Here is a 16,437-nt window from a genome sequence, read left to right as displayed (position 1 = left end):
TTCTCTCATTCTAGCTCGTCGACAGGCGCACGCAGGCACCTCTTGCCAGCGTCCGGTCACTGGGTTCGTCCAGGGGCGAGCCGCCGGGCGGCTCCTCAGTGAGCAACAGGTACTCGGCGTCGGTGATCAGGCGCCGGGCTGCCTGGTCCAGAGCCAGAGTGCGCCGCTCGGCACTGTCAAAAACCGCCAGGGAGCGGGCCTGGCCGTCCCGCCGGGACACAGCCCACAGCTGCAGACTGCCCTCAGTCTGCGGATACTCGTCCCATTGCAGCCAAAGGGTTTCACCCCCCTGGAGCGTCAGTGCGGTGAGCGTCGGCTGGCCTTCGGTGTCGGCCAGAACGGCGACATAATCGCTGTTGGGTACTTGCGGGGCGCCGGTTTTCCATATGAGTAGTATTGGGAGAGCGAGTACCAACAGCAGCGCGGCGACCGCTCCACCCCAGCCCCAACTCGACAGAAAGGTGTGCTTGCGGCGCGGTCGCTGCCGGCTGCCGGCGAGACGCTGCTCAATCCGCTCCCAGGTGCCGGGCGCCGGGGGGCGATCCGCATGGGGATCCTGCAGGGCCATCAGTTGCTCCTCCCAGTCGTGAACCTCACGGGCGAGCGCCGGGTCCCGAGCCATGGCCCGCTCGAAGGCCCGGCGTTCGCTGCCTCGTAAGGTGCCCAGTGCGTACTCGAAGGCACGCGTGCTGGGCTCTACTGTCCGATTCGTGCTTCCAGGCATCGCCGTAATCTCTCTGCGCCCCGGTGTAGCCAGGACTTGATGGTGTTGGTATTGGTGGCAAAGTGCTGGGCCAATTCTTCCCGGGACCAGCCTTCAAGGTAAGCCAGGGCAATGGCGTTCTGCATTCGCTCGTTAAGGCTGGCGAAGCACTGAGTCAGAAAGCGCCGGATTTCTGACTGCTGGACCCCCTGCTCCAGGTCACCGACAGCCGCAACGGACTCCAGGGGATCGTTATCCCGCTCAGGTTGCGACCGGTGGGCCAGGTGTTTTTGCTCCCGGCGTAATGCATCCAGTGCCCGGTAGCGGACAATACTGGTGATCCAGGTGACCGGGCGGGCGATATCGGGGCGGTAGCGGGCGGCGTTTTGCCATATCTGCACAAAGGCGTCCTGGAGCACCTCCTGGCTGAGCGCCTCCGAACCCACGATGCGGTAGGCGACGGTGTTCAGGTAGCCGCCGAGGCGTTCGAACAGCTCTTTCAGTGCCCGTTGATCATTGATGGCGCAGCGGCCGATCAGCGCCACCAGAGTGTCGTCGTTTGAGTCCATAGACGGTCCGATCGTGAAGTGGATGGCGATTGAGCGGTTACAAACAATGCTCCCCGACACCGATACGCGTGACTTCGCAAAAAGTTGCATCGGCAGAGAATGCCATCTTCTGTGTCCCAGTTTAGCAAAGGTGAAAAGTGGGGCGACGAGCTACGTCCATTCAGGTTCTATGTCCTCCAGGGCCGGTAAACCGGTTACCCGCGTCGGGATCTCCGGCAGCGGTACATAACAATAGAGAGGGCGACGTGTCACGGGCGAGAGTGGTATTCAGTGTGGTGGTGTTAGGCGTTGCGCTGGCGGGTTGCCAGCCACCGGGGGAGCATGGTGCCGGCTCGGTCAGTCTCAGCATTCAGCCGCAAAGCTACCAATGCCAGGAGGAGCGTGGCCAGGCCAGGCTGACCAGCGCCGGGGTGGTGAAAGCGCAGGTTCCCTCCTGTGGCGGTATGGTGCAGCCACTGCCGTTGCAGCCGAACGTCGTCGCTCCGGCGGCCCGAAAGCCCACCATGGCCCACCGCTGGTGGGGCAACGTCACCTTCTTTGGTGCTCATGCGGTGGATGACCCCGACGGCCCCGGGCACATTACCCCGGACCCGTTGATGGCAAGAATTACTGAGCGCGGGATGCGCCTGATGGGAATGCCCGCCGGTCTGGGGGTTCAGGAGAAGGGCGTTACTTACCCGGTGCCTGAGCCCCTGAGCGAGGTGTTCGATGGTATTGCCGTTGCCAATAGCCAGTTTGATCGCCTCGATGCCTATGTCAGGGACTACAGTGACGGCACCGTGTCTCTGGAGTGGCGCAATGGCCACCGCCCGGTGATGTCGGCGACGTTTGTACAAGGCTCCCCCTATGTGTACCTCAGTGTGTTTCGCGGCGACCTGCAGATTCGGACCCTGGAGCCGGACGGTGAGCGCAAAGGCATCTTCTATCGGCAAGGCAATACCCTGGGGCTCTGGACCGATGTGTCGGGGAACCGGAACCACTTTTTGCTGACCGGACACGGGACCACCGAGTTTACCGGGGTCAATGGGTCGGAGATCACTGCCGCCAGCCGCAATAGCCACTTTACCCTGACCTGGCTCCCGGCCCCGCAATCCGGCCCTTCGGCCGCCATGATTGGCGATTTTATCGCCCACGCCCGGCAGCCCGTGGATGAGGTTGAGGTGGACTACCGGGTCGATCCGGACAGCTACCGGGTGACCGTCTCCCATCAGTATCGATATCGGAGTGAGCCAGTAAAAACCCTGGCGGGACTTCAGCCGCTGCAATGGAAAAACAGTAAGCAAGCGCTTACCGACTACGAGGTGCGCAGTGCCCGGGGTGTCATGCGGTTTGCAGTGACGGGAAGCTTCGCGTACGAGCTGCCCTCTGTCGGTGTGCTTCCCGGGCTCCCCGCTGGGCTGGGTGACTATGACCCGCAGCGGCTGCGGGCACTGGTGCATGACTTTATGGCCCAGGACCCGCAGGACTGGAACCGGGCGACCGATACCTACTTTGCCGGTAAGAATTACGGCAAGGTGGCCGAGCTGGCGCTACTGGCCCGGGAAGAGGGGCTTGAGCCAGAGGCCAATCGTCTGATTGATTGGCTGAAATCCGAGCTGGAAGACTGGTTTACCGTCGATCCCGCCGAGCAGACCCGGTATTTTGTTTATGACGACCGATGGAATACGGTGCTGGGAGTACACGAGTCGTTCGGCACCCACCAGGCTCTGAATGATCACCACTTTCATTACGGCTACTTTGTCCGCGCCGCAGCGGAGATATGCCGGGTCGACCCGGGCTGGTGCACCAAAGACCGCTGGGGCCTCATGGTCGAGTTGTTGATCCGGGACTTCGCAGCGGGTCGTGACGACCCTCAGTTCCCCTACCTGCGGTATTTTGATCCCGCACTAGGCTTCTCCTGGGCATCGGGGGCCGCCAACTATCTGCTCGGAAATAACAATGAGTCGACCTCCGAGGCGGCCACGGCCTACGGCGCCGTGGTGTTGTACGGGCTGGTGACCGAACAGCCAGAGCTGGTGGAGCGGGGCGTGTACCTGCACGCCTCCACGGCCGCCGCCTTCTGGGAGTACTGGAATGACATTGACGGCTATCGCGAGCGCCCGGCGATCTACCGGAACTTCCCCGATGCCTACGACAAACTCACTACCTCCATTGTCTGGGGGGCCGGGCATGTGTTTACCACCTGGTTCAGCGAGGCTCATGCTCACATTCTGGGCATTCAGGGGCTGCCGCTCAGCCCATTGGTGCTTCACCTCGGGCAGTACCCGGATTACCTGGCTGACTATGTGGCTCTGGGGCTGAGTGAGTCCGGCAATGGCAAGCCTTCCGGTCTGAGGGATGGGCACTGGCGGGATATCTGGTGGAACATCTGGGCGATGACCGACGCCGATGCGGCACTGGCGGATATGACCGAGACCGGTTTTGAGTATGTGCCGGAGGAGGGCGAAACCCGGGCCCATACCTATCAGTGGGTACACGCCTGGACGGAGTTGGGGCATCTGCGCTCGGGGGCCGGCCAGGTGACGGCCGATTATCCGGCCGCCGTGGTTTTCGAGTCGGGCGCGCAGACGACCTATCTGGCCTATAACTTTGGCAATACGGAGCGGATTGTAAACTTCTCGGACGGGGTTCGGCTGAAGGTCGCCCCGGGGGCGTTCGGTATCCGGAAAGTGCCGTCACACGGGGGCTGAAAGGGTGTCTCGCTTTACGAAACGTAAAGTGAGACAGGCCACCTTGGGGTGTTTCGGCAAAGTGGGACGACGAAAATGGCGGGATGCGAGGATAGTGTCAAATGAGCGGTCGTCACTCATCGACCGCATCGGCAAGATTAAAATTATAACGGTTTGAGGATTCGCATATGACCAACAACAGCAGTTTCAAGCGCAAGCTTATCGCCTCCGTCGTCGCGTCTTCCGCGATGGTCGGCCTGGCCAGCGGTGCCCACGCCCAAGACGGTGACGAGGCAATGCTGGAAGAAATCGTGGTTACCGGTATTCGGGCCAGTTTGACTCGTGCCATGGATATCAAGCGGGACTCCCGCGGTATCGTGGATGCGATCTCCGCCGAAGACATCGGTAAGTTCCCGGATACCAACCTTGCTGAATCGCTTCAGCGGATCACCGGTGTCTCGATCGACCGTCGCGACGGTGAAGGGGCCAAAGTGACCGTTCGTGGTCTGGGGCCGGACTTCAACCTGGTGACTCTGAACGGTCGTCAGATGCCCGGCGCGACTCTGGAAGCCACTGTCGCCTCCGGCTCCCGCTCTTTTGACTTTGCCAATCTGGCTTCGGAAGGTGTGACCGGCGTTGAAGTGTACAAGACCGCCCGCGCCGACGTTCCCCCGGGTGGTATGGGTGCTACCATCAATATCCTGACCCCGCGTCCGCTGGAGCTGGACTCTCGCGCCTCAATCGGCGTCAAGGGCGTTATGGATGAATCATCGGTGGATAGTGAGCTGACCCCGGAAATCTCCGGCATTTTCACCGATACCTATGCCGACGGTAAGTTCGGTGTGGCAGTCACTGCCAGCTACCAGGAGCGCCAAGGCGGGTCCGCTGCCGCTCAAATCGGTACTGGCTGGCGCTCATTCCCGGGCACAGTAGTGCAGGATTGGAGCGGTGCCCCCGGTGTCACCAACGAATGGGGTGGCGTCGACTTCGCCAACGGTAATCACCAGAACCAGCCGGCAGCGGAAGATGTGTACTCCACACCGCAACAGATGGGCTACGCCTTTACCGAGTTTGAGCGCAAGCGGACCAACGGTCAGTTGACCTTGCAGTTTGCGCCCAACGAAGATCTGACCACCACGCTGGACTATACCTATAGTCAGAACGAGATCGACTCTGAGTACAACGACGTAGGTGGCTGGTTCAACTTTGGCGGTCAAAGCACCATCTTCACTGACAATGAGTCGCCTTCGGTTCAGACTCCGCTGCTGTACTCCGAAGACATGACCAACGGTGACCTGCCGTTTGGTGTCGGTGAGCAGTCCTCACTCTACGAGAACAACTCCGTCGGCTTCAATGTCGAGTGGAATCCCATCGATCCGCTGACTCTGTCTCTGGATGTGCATAGCTCTGAGGCAGAAGCCCGGCCTAACAACCCATACGGCAACAGCGTCGGTATCGCGGTTTCCGCTTATGTGCGTGACCAGACCACCTTGAATGTCAAAGGTGATATGCCGGTCCTGATCCTGGATATCGTCGACGGTGCCGGCGGAAGCTCCCTGCGCACAGAAGACCTGCAGGTGTCCGGTAGCTTCTTCCGTAACAGCCAGATGAAGCACGAAATCGACCAGGTTCAGCTCGACGGTGAGTGGGAATTCAACGACGCCATGCGTCTGCAGTTCGGTATTGCCCGCACTGAAAGCGACTATCGCTCAGCCTTCTCCAACGTCCAGCGTGACACTTGGGGTGGTTTGGGTGAGGCCGGTGATATGCCTGCCGACTTCTTTACCCGTGAGACAATCCTCGATCGCTTCGACAAAGAGTATGCGGACACCACTTCGGAAGAGATGGCGTTCCTGGGCGGTTCCAATACCATGCCGCTGAATGAGCGTTTTGCATTCAACTTCCAGGATGTTCGTGATTTCGCTGCCGCCAATTACGATGACGGCTCCGGTCCGGCCGACTGTGCCGAAGGTGGTTCGTTCTACTGCGCTGCCGCTCCGGATCAGTTCAATGAGATTTATGAAGACTCGGATAGCGCCTACGTCCAGTTCAACTGGGATACCTTTGTGGCCGAAATGCCCTTGGGCGTCAATGCCGGCGTTCGCTATGAGTCGACCGAAGTCAGCACTCCAGCGACGGCCCAAAGCTACGGTCCGATCGAGTGGGTAGCCGCGAACGAGTTCACCATGCCGACTGTCGGCGACGCTGACTCCGTGATTGATAGCGGTGACTATGACTTCCTGCTCCCCTCGCTGGATCTGAGCCTGGAAGTGGTTCAGGATGTGATCCTGCGTGCTTCTTACGGCCAGAGCATCGCTCGTCCCAACTGGCTGGACCTGCGTGGTGGAACCAGCTACAGCCAGGGTGTACGGGTCAATGGCGGTACCGCCAGCCGCGGCAACCCCGGTCTGGAGCCGTTCAAGTCTGACAACTTCGATCTGTCGGCGGAATGGTATTACGGGGAAGCGAGCTATGTGTCCGTGGGTTACTTCCAGAAAGAAGTGGAAAACTTCCTGGGTTCACGTGTGGTGCGTGAAGAAGCGCCTCTGGCCAACACCCCACATCCGGCACTGGGTGAACGCGCCCAAGCGGCCATCGATAGTGGTATCGCGCCGAACGATGTGGGCGCTATTCGCCAGTACATCTTCGATAACTTCCCTGATCCCGAAACCGCCTATATGGACGGAAGCGGCAATATCATCATTGTCGGTATTCCCGGTGAGGATCCCAACTCTCCGTTTGACGTGACTGAAACGGCCAACTCTGACCAGACTGTCGACATTGACGGTTGGGAATTGGCGGTTCAGCATAACTTCTGGGATACTGGATTTGGTGTGATTGCCAACTACACTCTGGTAGATGAAAGCACCGAGTTTGACAACATGGTGCTGCGTGACCCGCAGTTTGCGATTACCGGTGTCAGTGATACCGCCAACCTGATTGCCTTCTATGAAAAAGACGGCTGGCAGGCGCGGATTGCCTACAACTGGCGGGATTCTTTCCTGGCCTCAACCGCTTCCGGAACGGGCAACAACCCGATCTATGTGGATGAGTACAGTCAGGTGGACCTGAACGTAAGCTACGACGTGACCGATAATCTGTCCGTCTTCTTCGAGGGCTTGAACCTCACCGAAGAGAGCGGTCGCAACTTCGGCCGTGCTGATGAGCAGGTTCTGGGTTTCTACCAGGGCTACGCTCGCTACAACATCGGCGCTCGCTACAGCTTCTAAGCCTGAGCCGATGTCTGGGGTGACAGCGCCGGTTGGGGCTGTCACCCTGACGATGCAAGGAAAGCCGCCGTTATCGGGCGGCTTTTTTGTCTCTGATCTGTTGATTTCTGAGCCTTTATTACGATAAGCACAAAAAACGAGGAGCCTTTAGGTGAAAACCGTATTACTGAACAGTGAACAACACCGTGATTTGCGGGTGGATATGCGCTTCCGGCCCGAGAACGGCGATGCGGTGATGTGGGGGCAGACCTTTTCCCCGGAATTTCGCGCGGTACAGGCTCACTATCCCATACTGTTTCAAAAAGACCCGAACAGCGGGCGCTTCTTTGCCGTGGCTCTGTTTGGCCTTGAGCAGGAAGAGAACCTTTTTCTTCAGGATGACCGCTGGGATGCCGGTTACATCCCCTTGATGATGCAGCGGGTGCCTTTCTCCATCGGCACCTACCCCGGCGATGACGGCGACGAGCCGCGCCGCATGATGCACATCGATGTTGAGCACCCCAAGGTCAACACTGAAACCGGCACCCGTCTGTTCGAAGAGCACGGGGCCAATACCGATTATCTGGACCGGGTGTCCGGTATGCTGGAAGCCATTCATGTCTGGCACCAGCACGACATCGCCTTCATTGATACCCTGACCGAGCTGCAGCTGCTGGAGCCGGTAACCATGGATATCACTCTGGAAGACGGCACCACCGGCCAGTTGATGGGTTTCTATACCATTCAGGAAGAGCGACTCAAAGCGTTGAGCGCGGAGCAGGTCGCGAGCCTGCACGAGCGCGGCTACCTGGAGCCCATCTATATGACCATTGCGTCCATGGGCAAAATGCGCGCTCTGATTGAGCGCAAATCACGGAACCACCATGAGCGTGCACAATAATCCGGTCGAACACGTCGTCATCGTTGGCGGCGGCACCGCCGGCTGGCTGACTGCGGGCCTGCTGGCCGCCGACGCTCGTCTTGACTCCCGACCCAATCGGCGGATCACGCTGTTGGAGTCGCCGGATATTGCGACCATCGGTGTCGGTGAAGGCACCTGGCCCTCGATGCTTGAAACCCTGCGGACCATCGGTCTGTCGGAATCCGAGTTCATCCGCGAATGTGATGTCAGTTTCAAACAGGGGTCACGCTTTCAGAACTGGTGCCGCGGCGACGGCGATCGGTATGATCATCCGTTCACGCTGCCTGCCGGATACGGACGCCTGAATCTGGCGGAGCACTGGCGCTACGCCCATCGGGACCTGCCCTTCGCCTATGCGGTCAGCCCGCAATCAGCGGTATGTGACGACGGACGGGCACCCAAGCAACTGGCGACCCCGGAGTACGCGTTCAACCTGAACTACGGCTATCACCTGGATGCCGGTAAATTTACCCGCCTGCTGCAGCGCCACTGTGTGGAACATCTGGGCGTGGTGCATTACCTGGGAGAGGTGACCGGTGTTCAGCCCCGGGATAATGGTGATATCAAACACCTGCATCTGAAGTCCGGCGAAACCCTTGCTGGGGACCTGTTTATTGACTGCACCGGTATGGCGTCCCGTCTTCTCGGACAACACTATCAGGTTCCCTGGGTCAGTCAGCGCCCGGTACTGTTCAACGATTCCGCACTGGCGGTGCAGGTACCTTACTCAAGCGAGCTGAGCCCCGTCGCATCGCAAACCCTCAGTACGGCCCATCCCGATGGCTGGATCTGGGATATTGCGCTGCCGACCCGGCGCGGTGTCGGCGCCGTGTTTTCATCCGCGCATATCGATAAGGATAGGGTGTATGAGCGGCTGGAGGCCTATGTACGCGGGACGGACTCCGGTGCGACACTGGATGAGTTGTCCCCACGTCTGATTCAGTTTGATCCCGGGCACCGCGAACGGTTCTGGCAGAACAACTGTGTGGCCATTGGTCTGTCGGCCGGGTTCATCGAGCCGTTGGAGGCCACCGCGTTGGTATTGGTGGAGCGCTCGGCCCAGTTCCTGGTCCAGCAGATGCCGGAAAACCGGGAGGAAATGTCGGTGGTGGCCCGTCGGTTCAATCGACGCTTCTGCCGCCACTGGGACAACATCATCGGATTTCTCAAGCTGCATTATGTTCTGAGCACCCGTGAGGATTCCGATTATTGGCGAGCGCACCGGGCCGAAGAGAGTGTGCCCGATGAGCTGGCCGAGCAGCTGTTGCTGTGGCGCTCGCGCAGCCCCTGGACCTGCGACAGCCTGTACCGGGACGAGCTGTTTCCGTCGGCCAGCTACCAGTACATCCTTTATGGCATGCGCCCGGAGTATACCGCCCCGGAGGCGCTGGAGCGCCGGGTCCGGTCATCGGGAGCCGCCGCTCAGACCGCTTTCCATGAAAACGGGGTGCAAACCCGGAAGCTGCTGCAAGGGCTTCCGGACAACCGCTCCCTGATAAACCATATTCGCCGACACGGGCTTCATACCGTTTAGGCACGACTTGCTCAGAGTGAGCCGAGGTGACCATGACTGACAGTATCAAACGCATAGTGATTGCTGGTGGAGGAACTGCCGGCTGGATGGCGGCCGGGCTGCTGTCGCAGACGCTTGGAAAAAATCTCGATATCAAACTGGTGGAGTCCGACGATATCCCGACCGTTGGCGTCGGTGAAGCCACCATCCCGCCACTGATGACCTTTCACAAAATGCTCGATATCGACGAGCGGGAATTTCTCGCGGAAGTGAACGGTACCTTCAAGCTGGGCATTTCGTTTGAAAACTGGCGAGAGAAAGATCACAAATACATTCACTCGTTCGGCTATGCGGGCAAAGACTGCTGGGCCTGCAGCTTTCTGCATTTCTGGCTGGCGGGAAAGGCCAAAGGCATTGATTATCCTTACGGTGACTACTGTGCCGAATTGCTGGCGTCTCACAAAAACAAGTTCGCGGTTCTGCCCAATGGCCGGATGAACTACGCCTACCATATGGATGCCGGTCGCTACGCAGCGTTCCTGCGTCGGCGCAGTGAAAAACTGGGTGTCGAGCGGGTGGAAGGCAAGATCGAGAAAGTGAACCTCAACCCGGACAATGGCGAAATCCAGTCCCTGACATTGGCGTCGGGCAAACAGGTGGATGGCGACTTCTTTATCGATTGCACCGGCTTCCGCGGACTGCTGATCGAGCAGTCCCTGAACGCCGGCTTCGAAGACTGGTCGCACTGGTTGCCCTGCGACCGCGCCCTGGCGGTACAGACCGAATCCGTGGGCGAGCCGATTCCCTACACCCGTTCCATCGCCCATGATGCCGGTTGGCAGTGGCGCATTCCGCTGCAGAATCGGGTCGGTAACGGCCTGGTGTATTCCAGCCGCTACATGAGTGATGAGCAGGCCCGGGAAACCCTGCTCGGCAACCTTGAGGGCGAGCCGATTACCGACCCGAAACCGATTCAGTTCCGCACCGGCACCCGGCGCAAGCACTGGGTGAAAAACTGCCTGGCGCTGGGTTTGTCCAGCGGCTTTCTGGAGCCCCTGGAGTCGACCAGCATCCACCTGATTCAGCGCAGCCTGGTTCGCTTCGTGCAACTGTTTCCGGCCAGCGGCCAGATGGTCCAGTCGGACATCGATGAGTTCAATCAGCAGACCAAGCTCGAAGTCGAACGTATCCGGGATTTCATCATTCTGCACTACAAAGTCACCGAACGGGACGACACACCCTTCTGGCGCTACTGCAAAAACATGGAAATACCGGCGCCGTTGCGCCAGCGAATTGATCTGTTCAGCGATTCGGCCCGGGTGTTCAAAATTGAAAATGAACTGTTTGGCGAAGAGTCGTGGATACAGGTGATGATGGGCCAGGGCATCACGCCCAAGGCCTACCATCCCATGGCGGATGTGATGACCGAGAAAGAGCTTGCGGACTTCCTGAAAAAGCTGCGGCAATCGACCGAACAGCTGGTGGCCAAGTTGCCTTCCCATCAGGCGTTTATCGACTATTACTGCAAGATGCCCATGGCCCAGGCGGCCAACGGCTGAGAGGTGATCATGTCGGGTGCAACAGCGCTGGAGCGGATAAGTCGAGAGGTGGCTGCTTCCGTGGTGCGCATCGGTGACGAGCAGACCCCGGTGATCGTGCTGGACTATGTGCTGGGCGACCTGGAGCCTCTCAAACGGGTCGCCAGTGAATGGGCGGCCTTTTCCGGCGAAGGGCAGGCCGCTTATCCGGGGATACGTGCCAACCTCCCGGCGGATTATACCCGCAGGGTGTTGTCTCGGGTGGAGCTGCTGATTCGGGAAGTGTACGCGGTGCCGGCGTCACACCGGGGCCGGTGCATTCATCAGCTTTTCTCCCTGGTCACCCGGGCGGAATCCGATCTCGCAGTGCTGCAGCGTGTGCCCCATTACGACACCCGTCGCGGGTTCTATTTTGCGATCATGCACTACCTCAATCCGGGCCCTTTTGGCGGCACCGGATTCTTTCGCCATCGCCCGACCGGCTACGAGCGTATTACCGATGAGCGTTTCGCACATTTTGTGCAGGAAGCCGAGCGGCACATGCGCGAGCACGGGACGCCTCCGGCACGTTATTGTCGGGGCAGCGATGCCCATTTTGAGTTGATTCACCAGGTGGATTACCGGCCGGATCGATTATTGATTTATCCCGGGAACCTGTTGCACTCCGGGCTGATCGAGCCCGACCGGGACCTCAGTGCCGACCCGGCCCGGGGTCGACTGACGGCTAACCTGTTTCTGGATTTTGATGCTTCATGACTGTCTCTGCTACCTTGAACACACCGTCGCAACCGACCGAGCCCCGAGCCCAACAAGTGGCCTGGTGGGATCGGGAGCGAGCCCTGACCGTCGATTTTCAGCAGGCCCCGCCCCAGCACCCGGTACTGTTGAAAGGCTATGCCCAGCACTGGCCTCTGGTGGCGGCGGCGCGGCAATCGCCGGAGGCGGTGGCTCGCTACCTGCTGCCTTTTGATGCCGGAAAGCCTCTGGAGGCCATGATCGCCGGTCCCAAAGAGGGCGGGCGGCTGTTCTATACGGATGATCTGAGTGGATTCAACTTCACCCGGATGAAAGGTTTTCTGCCGGATGCGTTGGAGATTCTGGCCTCGCAGTCGCGGGCGCCCCGACCGGCGGCCTTTTATGTCGGCTCCACACCCATTCCCGACTATTTTCCGGGGTTGGAAAAGGTCTGTACGCTTCCGGGGGTGAGTGCGGAAGTGAAGCCCAACCTGTGGATGGGGAACTCGACCCGGGTGGCCACTCACAACGATGCCGCCGACAATATCGCCTGTGTGGCGGCCGGACGTCGGCGCTTTACCCTGTTTCCGCCGGATCAGGAGGACAATCTGTATATCGCCGATGCGCCCCACACCCCGGGAGGCCGACCGATCAGCCTGGTGGACCTGCGGGCGCCGGACCTGAACCGTTACCCGCGCTTCGCCCAAGCGCTATCCACCGCCCAGGTCGCAGATCTGGAGCCGGGCGATGCCCTGTTCCTGCCCAAGCACTGGTGGCACAATGTGGACGCGTTTGGCCCACTCAATATTCTGATCAACTTCTGGTGGTAGGGCGTTCAAAGGCGTGACCGGGGCCTATGGCGTCGGGATAAGGTCCGCAGTACTATAACGCCTGCCTCTAAACTCTCCGGGTAATGTTTATGCGATATTTGCGTCTTAAAACCGTCGGGCTGCTGTGTGCTCTGCTGCTGTGGTGGCCGGTGTCTTCTTCGGCCGAACCGATTTCCTGGCCCGGCAATGCCAAAGCCGCGGTCAATCTTGCCTATGATGATGCGCTCGCCTCCCAGTTGGACTATGTGATTCCCGAGTTGGACCGGCATGGGTTCCGGGGCAGTTTTTATGTGCCGGCGGCGGCCCCGCTGTTATTGGAGCGTCTGGACGAGTGGCGCGCGGCGGCCGGTCAGGGGCATGAGTTGGGCAACCATTCACTGTTCCATCAATGCGACAAGCAGCGTCCGGGGCGGGATTGGGTGGCGCCGCATCAGGATCTGAGCCAGATCCCGGTCGAGGCGTTTGCCGAGCAGATCACCTTGGCCAATGACTTTCTGTTTCTGATTGATGGTGAGACGGAGCGCACCTATACGCCCCCCTGCGGCGATGTCCGGGTCGGAGATCGGGATTACCTGACACCGGTGAAGCCGCTCTTTCTCGGGGCCAAATCCATCGGTTCCGGAGGAGTTACTCCCTCGCTGGAATCCCTGGACCGCTTTGGCATTACGGTGGCCGTGCCAACCGAGGTGTCCGGCGAAGAGCTGATCGCGGTGGTCGAGGAAGCGGCCCGCCGGGGTACCATGGCCAACTTTACTTTCCACGGCGTCGGTGGCGACTACCTGTCGGTCTCCCGGGAGGCGCACAACGCTTTATTGGAGCACCTGGCGGCCCATCCCGAGCGCTACTGGGTCGATAGCTTCGTAAATATCATGCGCCACCTGCGAGACCACTGAAGCCCGCATCCTCCGGGGCTTTCAGCCCCAGCCACCGGTGGGAACCCGTGTCCCACCTTTGCCGCCTCCCGGCGGCCCAAAAGTGGCAAACACCACCTTTCACACTCTCATCAAAGTGGGACGACCCCTGTCCATTACCGGTCAAGAATGGCAATACGGGCGAGCGTGGGACTCGTCCGTGTTATCGATCGACGTTGTGCACTGAGAATTGCTTATTGGTAAGTGGTTGTTATGCGTCGCTCTGACTCTCCTTGAAAAAGCTTGGCTCCGCGTGGGCGACCCCGGAGCCTTTTTTCCCCATACGAATAACAGCGAGACCGACAATGAAGAAGTCCCTGACCCTTTGGGCCCCCTTGGCCCTGGCCGTTCTGGTGGGGTGTAACGGCCCCACCAACGACAACCCATCCGAAAGCGCCACTGGCGACGACCTATGGCCGGAGCATCCGACGCCCCTGGCCGATCCGATGGCGTACGAGCCGGAGATTGATGCGCTGTTGGCTCGCATGTCCGTCGAAGAGAAAGTGGGCCAGATGATCCAGCCGGAACTGCGCAATGTGACGCCGGAAGACGTCAAGCGCTACCACTTGGGCTCGATTCTCAACGGCGGCGGTTCCTTCCCCGGCGGTGACAAGAATGCCACGGCCGACGACTGGCTGGCACTGGCGGACGGTTTCTATGAGGCGTCCATGGACGATAGCGATGGTTTTGCCGCCATTCCCATTGTCTGGGCCACCGATGCCGTACACGGTCACAACAACGTCAAGGGCGCTACTCTCTTCCCCCATAACATCGGTCTCGGGGCCACCCGCAATCCGGACCTGATCCGCGAAATTGGCACGGTTACCGCCCGGGAAGTTGCCATCACGGGGCTGGACTGGAACTTCGCGCCGACCCTGGCCGTGGCCCGGGACGATCGCTGGGGCCGCACCTATGAGGCCTACGCCGAAGATCCGGAAATCCTTTACGACTACGGCAAAGCCATGGTGGAAGGTCTTCAGGGGCGGGCAAACACCGACGAATTCTTCGGTCAGGGCCGGGTGCTGGCCACGGCCAAACACTATATTGCCGACGGCGGCACCGAGGGCGGGATCGACCGCGGCGATGCACCCTTCTCAGAACTGGAATTGCGCGATGTGCACGGCACGGGTTACTTCGGTGCCCTGGATGCGGGTGTCCAGACCGTCATGGCCTCGTTCAGCAGCTGGCAGGGCAAAAAACTGCACGGCCACGGTTACCTGATGAATGAAGTGCTCAAGCAGCGAATGGGTTTTGACGGTCTGATCGTGGGTGACTGGAATGGCCACGAGTTTGTCGATGGTTGCCGGCAGGATTCCTGTCCTGAAGCGGTGAACGCCGGTCTGGATATATTTATGGTTCCGGATCAGTGGCGGGCTCTGCACGCCAATACCGTTGCCCAGGTTAAGTCCGGCGAGATTTCCGAAGAGCGTCTGAATGATGCGGTACGCCGGATCCTGCGGGTCAAGTTCCGCGCCGGTATGTTCGAAAAAGCCAAACCTTCAGAGCGGCACTACGCCGGACGTGAAGACCTGATCGGTGCCGATGAACACCGGGCGGTCGCCCGTCAGGCCGTGCGTGAAAGTCTGGTATTGCTCAAAAATCAGAACGGTCTGCTGCCGCTGAATCCGACCCAGCGCATTCTGGTGGCCGGCGATGGCGCGGACAACATCGGTAAGCAGGCCGGCGGTTGGACGCTGACCTGGCAGGGCACGGGCAATGAAAATGACGACTTCCCCGGAGCCAGCTCAATTTACGATGGGATTGCCGAGGCGGTGACCGCTGCCGGCGGATCCGTCGAACTCGATGTGGACGGAAACTTCGACGAGAAGCCGGACGTGGCCGTCGTTGTGTTCGGTGAAGACCCCTATGCGGAAATGCAGGGCGACCGCGCCGATGTGGACTATGAACCCAAGGCTGACCTGGCCTTGCTCAAGCGCCTGCGCGATGAGGGCATTCCGGTGGTCTCGGTATTCCTGACCGGTCGTCCGCTCTGGGTCAACCCGGAAATCAATGCCTCGGATGCCTTTGTGGTGGCCTGGTTGCCCGGCTCTGAAGGTGTCGGCGTGGCCGATGTGCTGGTCGCCGATGCAGAGGGTCAGCCGCGTCACGACTTTAGCGGCAAGCTGTCGTTTTCCTGGCCGGCCCGTGCCGACCAGACGCCGCTGAATCAGGGCGACGGTCAAACGGCCCAGTTCCCCTATGGCTATGGTCTGACTTACGCCGATGAAGGCAATCTGGAGCCGCTCTCGGAAGACAGTGGCCTGACCGAATCCGAAGCGCAGACTGTGTTGCCGCTGTTTGAAAACCGTCCGATGGAGCCTTGGCAGTGGGTGCTCAGCGATGTCACTGAACGGGCCCGTGTGGTCACCGGTAGTGGCGCGAAGCTGCCCGGTATTGAAATCCAGTCGGTCGACCGCCTGGTCCAGGAAGACAGCCGGGCCGTTCGCTGGACCGGTGCGGGCCCTGCGGAAGTCGCCCTGCGCTCTTCCGGGCGGGTGGATCTGAGTGCCTATGCCGGAGAAGCCCATCTGCGTCTGGACGTAAATGTGGTCAAGGCGCCCACTTCAGCAGTGGCTCTGGGCATGCGCTGTGGCCAGGACTGCGTCGCCAACGTGGATATCACCGAGTGGTTGGCCAGTGCCGAAGAGAACAGCTGGCAGACCCTGTCGATTGATCTGAGCTGCCTGGTTGAGGCCGGCGTGGATCCGTCGATGGTGTTGTCACCTTTCTATATGAGCACGGCCGGAGAGTTGCAGGTCAAGCTCTACAACGTTCGTCTGGAAATGCAGTACGAGGGCGAGGGACTCTGCCCATAAACCCAGTGCATGGCGCACTGAA

11 protein-coding genes are annotated in these 16,437 nt (G+C 60.0%); 9 read left to right on the top strand and 2 right to left on the bottom strand.

The genetic code is table 11. The annotated features are described in order from the left end of the window. Nucleotides 1–10: 10 nt before the first annotated feature. A complete protein-coding gene (locus EDC38_RS10575; RefSeq protein ID WP_123638479.1) occupies nucleotides 11–724 on the bottom strand; it encodes an anti-sigma factor in 714 nt (237 codons plus the stop codon). Then, complete coding sequence (locus tag EDC38_RS10570; RefSeq protein ID WP_170162893.1) at nucleotides 697–1,272, bottom strand: RNA polymerase sigma factor; 576 nt, start codon at nucleotides 1,270–1,272, stop codon at nucleotides 697–699. Before EDC38_RS10570 ends, EDC38_RS10575 begins: the two co-directional genes overlap by 28 nt. A gap of 245 nt (nucleotides 1,273–1,517) precedes the next feature. On the opposite strand from EDC38_RS10570, the gene EDC38_RS10565 reads away from it, so the two are divergent. The 9 genes from EDC38_RS10565 (at nucleotide 1,518) to EDC38_RS10525 (ending at nucleotide 16,415) form a co-directional block, all read left to right on the top strand. Further along, a complete protein-coding gene (locus EDC38_RS10565) occupies nucleotides 1,518–3,962 on the top strand; it encodes a glycosyl hydrolase (protein WP_123638477.1) in 2,445 nt (814 codons plus the stop codon). 167 nt (nucleotides 3,963–4,129) lie between these two features. Then, the gene (locus tag EDC38_RS10560; protein ID WP_123638476.1) at nucleotides 4,130–7,171 is read left to right on the top strand and encodes a TonB-dependent receptor; all 3,042 of its coding nucleotides are present in this window, start codon (nucleotides 4,130–4,132) and stop codon (nucleotides 7,169–7,171) included. A gap of 151 nt (nucleotides 7,172–7,322) precedes the next feature. After that, nucleotides 7,323–8,051, top strand: a complete 729-nt coding sequence (locus EDC38_RS10555; RefSeq protein WP_211331070.1) for a SapC family protein — start codon at nucleotides 7,323–7,325, stop codon at nucleotides 8,049–8,051. Next, nucleotides 8,035–9,606, top strand: coding sequence for a tryptophan halogenase family protein (locus EDC38_RS10550; RefSeq protein WP_123638475.1), 1,572 nt, complete (start codon nucleotides 8,035–8,037; stop codon nucleotides 9,604–9,606). Before EDC38_RS10555 ends, EDC38_RS10550 begins: the two co-directional genes overlap by 17 nt. A 32-nt stretch (nucleotides 9,607–9,638) precedes the next feature. Then, the gene (locus tag EDC38_RS10545) at nucleotides 9,639–11,144 is read left to right on the top strand and encodes a tryptophan halogenase family protein (RefSeq protein ID WP_123638474.1); all 1,506 of its coding nucleotides are present in this window, start codon (nucleotides 9,639–9,641) and stop codon (nucleotides 11,142–11,144) included. A 9-nt stretch (nucleotides 11,145–11,153) separates the two neighbouring features. Continuing rightward, nucleotides 11,154–11,879 carry a DUF6445 family protein gene (locus EDC38_RS10540; protein ID WP_123638473.1) on the top strand — a complete coding sequence of 242 codons (726 nt, stop codon included), beginning with the start codon at nucleotides 11,154–11,156 and terminating at the stop codon, nucleotides 11,877–11,879. Next, entirely contained in the window at nucleotides 11,876–12,688 is an 813-nt protein-coding gene (locus EDC38_RS10535) for a cupin-like domain-containing protein (protein ID WP_123638472.1), read from the top strand. The genes EDC38_RS10540 and EDC38_RS10535 overlap by 4 nt, the downstream gene beginning before the upstream one ends. A gap of 89 nt (nucleotides 12,689–12,777) precedes the next feature. Next, complete coding sequence (locus EDC38_RS10530) at nucleotides 12,778–13,581, top strand: polysaccharide deacetylase family protein (protein WP_123638471.1); 804 nt, start codon at nucleotides 12,778–12,780, stop codon at nucleotides 13,579–13,581. Between the two features lie 323 nt (nucleotides 13,582–13,904). Further along, a complete protein-coding gene (locus EDC38_RS10525) occupies nucleotides 13,905–16,415 on the top strand; it encodes a glycoside hydrolase family 3 N-terminal domain-containing protein (RefSeq protein ID WP_123638470.1) in 2,511 nt (836 codons plus the stop codon). Nucleotides 16,416–16,437: the final 22 nt, after the last annotated feature.

This window comes from Marinimicrobium koreense (genome assembly GCF_003762925.1).
Classification (GTDB): Bacteria; Pseudomonadota; Gammaproteobacteria; order Pseudomonadales; family Cellvibrionaceae; genus Marinimicrobium; species Marinimicrobium koreense.
This window is presented reverse-complemented; position numbering and strand designations above follow the sequence as displayed.

Excerpts from the sequence above, each read along its gene's own strand:
- EDC38_RS10575 (WP_123638479.1), bottom strand. The coding sequence starts at position 724 with ATGCCTGGAAGCACGAATCGGACAGTAGAGCCCAGCACGCGTGCCTTC.
- EDC38_RS10570 (WP_170162893.1), bottom strand. The coding sequence starts at position 1,272 with ATGGACTCAAACGACGACACTCTGGTGGCGCTGATCGGCCGCTGCGCC.
- EDC38_RS10560 (WP_123638476.1), top strand. The coding sequence starts at position 4,130 with ATGACCAACAACAGCAGTTTCAAGCGCAAGCTTATCGCCTCCGTCGTC.
- EDC38_RS10550 (WP_123638475.1), top strand. The coding sequence starts at position 8,035 with ATGAGCGTGCACAATAATCCGGTCGAACACGTCGTCATCGTTGGCGGC.
- EDC38_RS10545 (WP_123638474.1), top strand. The coding sequence starts at position 9,639 with ATGACTGACAGTATCAAACGCATAGTGATTGCTGGTGGAGGAACTGCC.
- EDC38_RS10540 (WP_123638473.1), top strand. The coding sequence starts at position 11,154 with ATGTCGGGTGCAACAGCGCTGGAGCGGATAAGTCGAGAGGTGGCTGCT.
- EDC38_RS10535 (WP_123638472.1), top strand. The coding sequence starts at position 11,876 with ATGACTGTCTCTGCTACCTTGAACACACCGTCGCAACCGACCGAGCCC.
- EDC38_RS10530 (WP_123638471.1), top strand. The coding sequence starts at position 12,778 with ATGCGATATTTGCGTCTTAAAACCGTCGGGCTGCTGTGTGCTCTGCTG.
- EDC38_RS10525 (WP_123638470.1), top strand. The coding sequence starts at position 13,905 with ATGAAGAAGTCCCTGACCCTTTGGGCCCCCTTGGCCCTGGCCGTTCTG.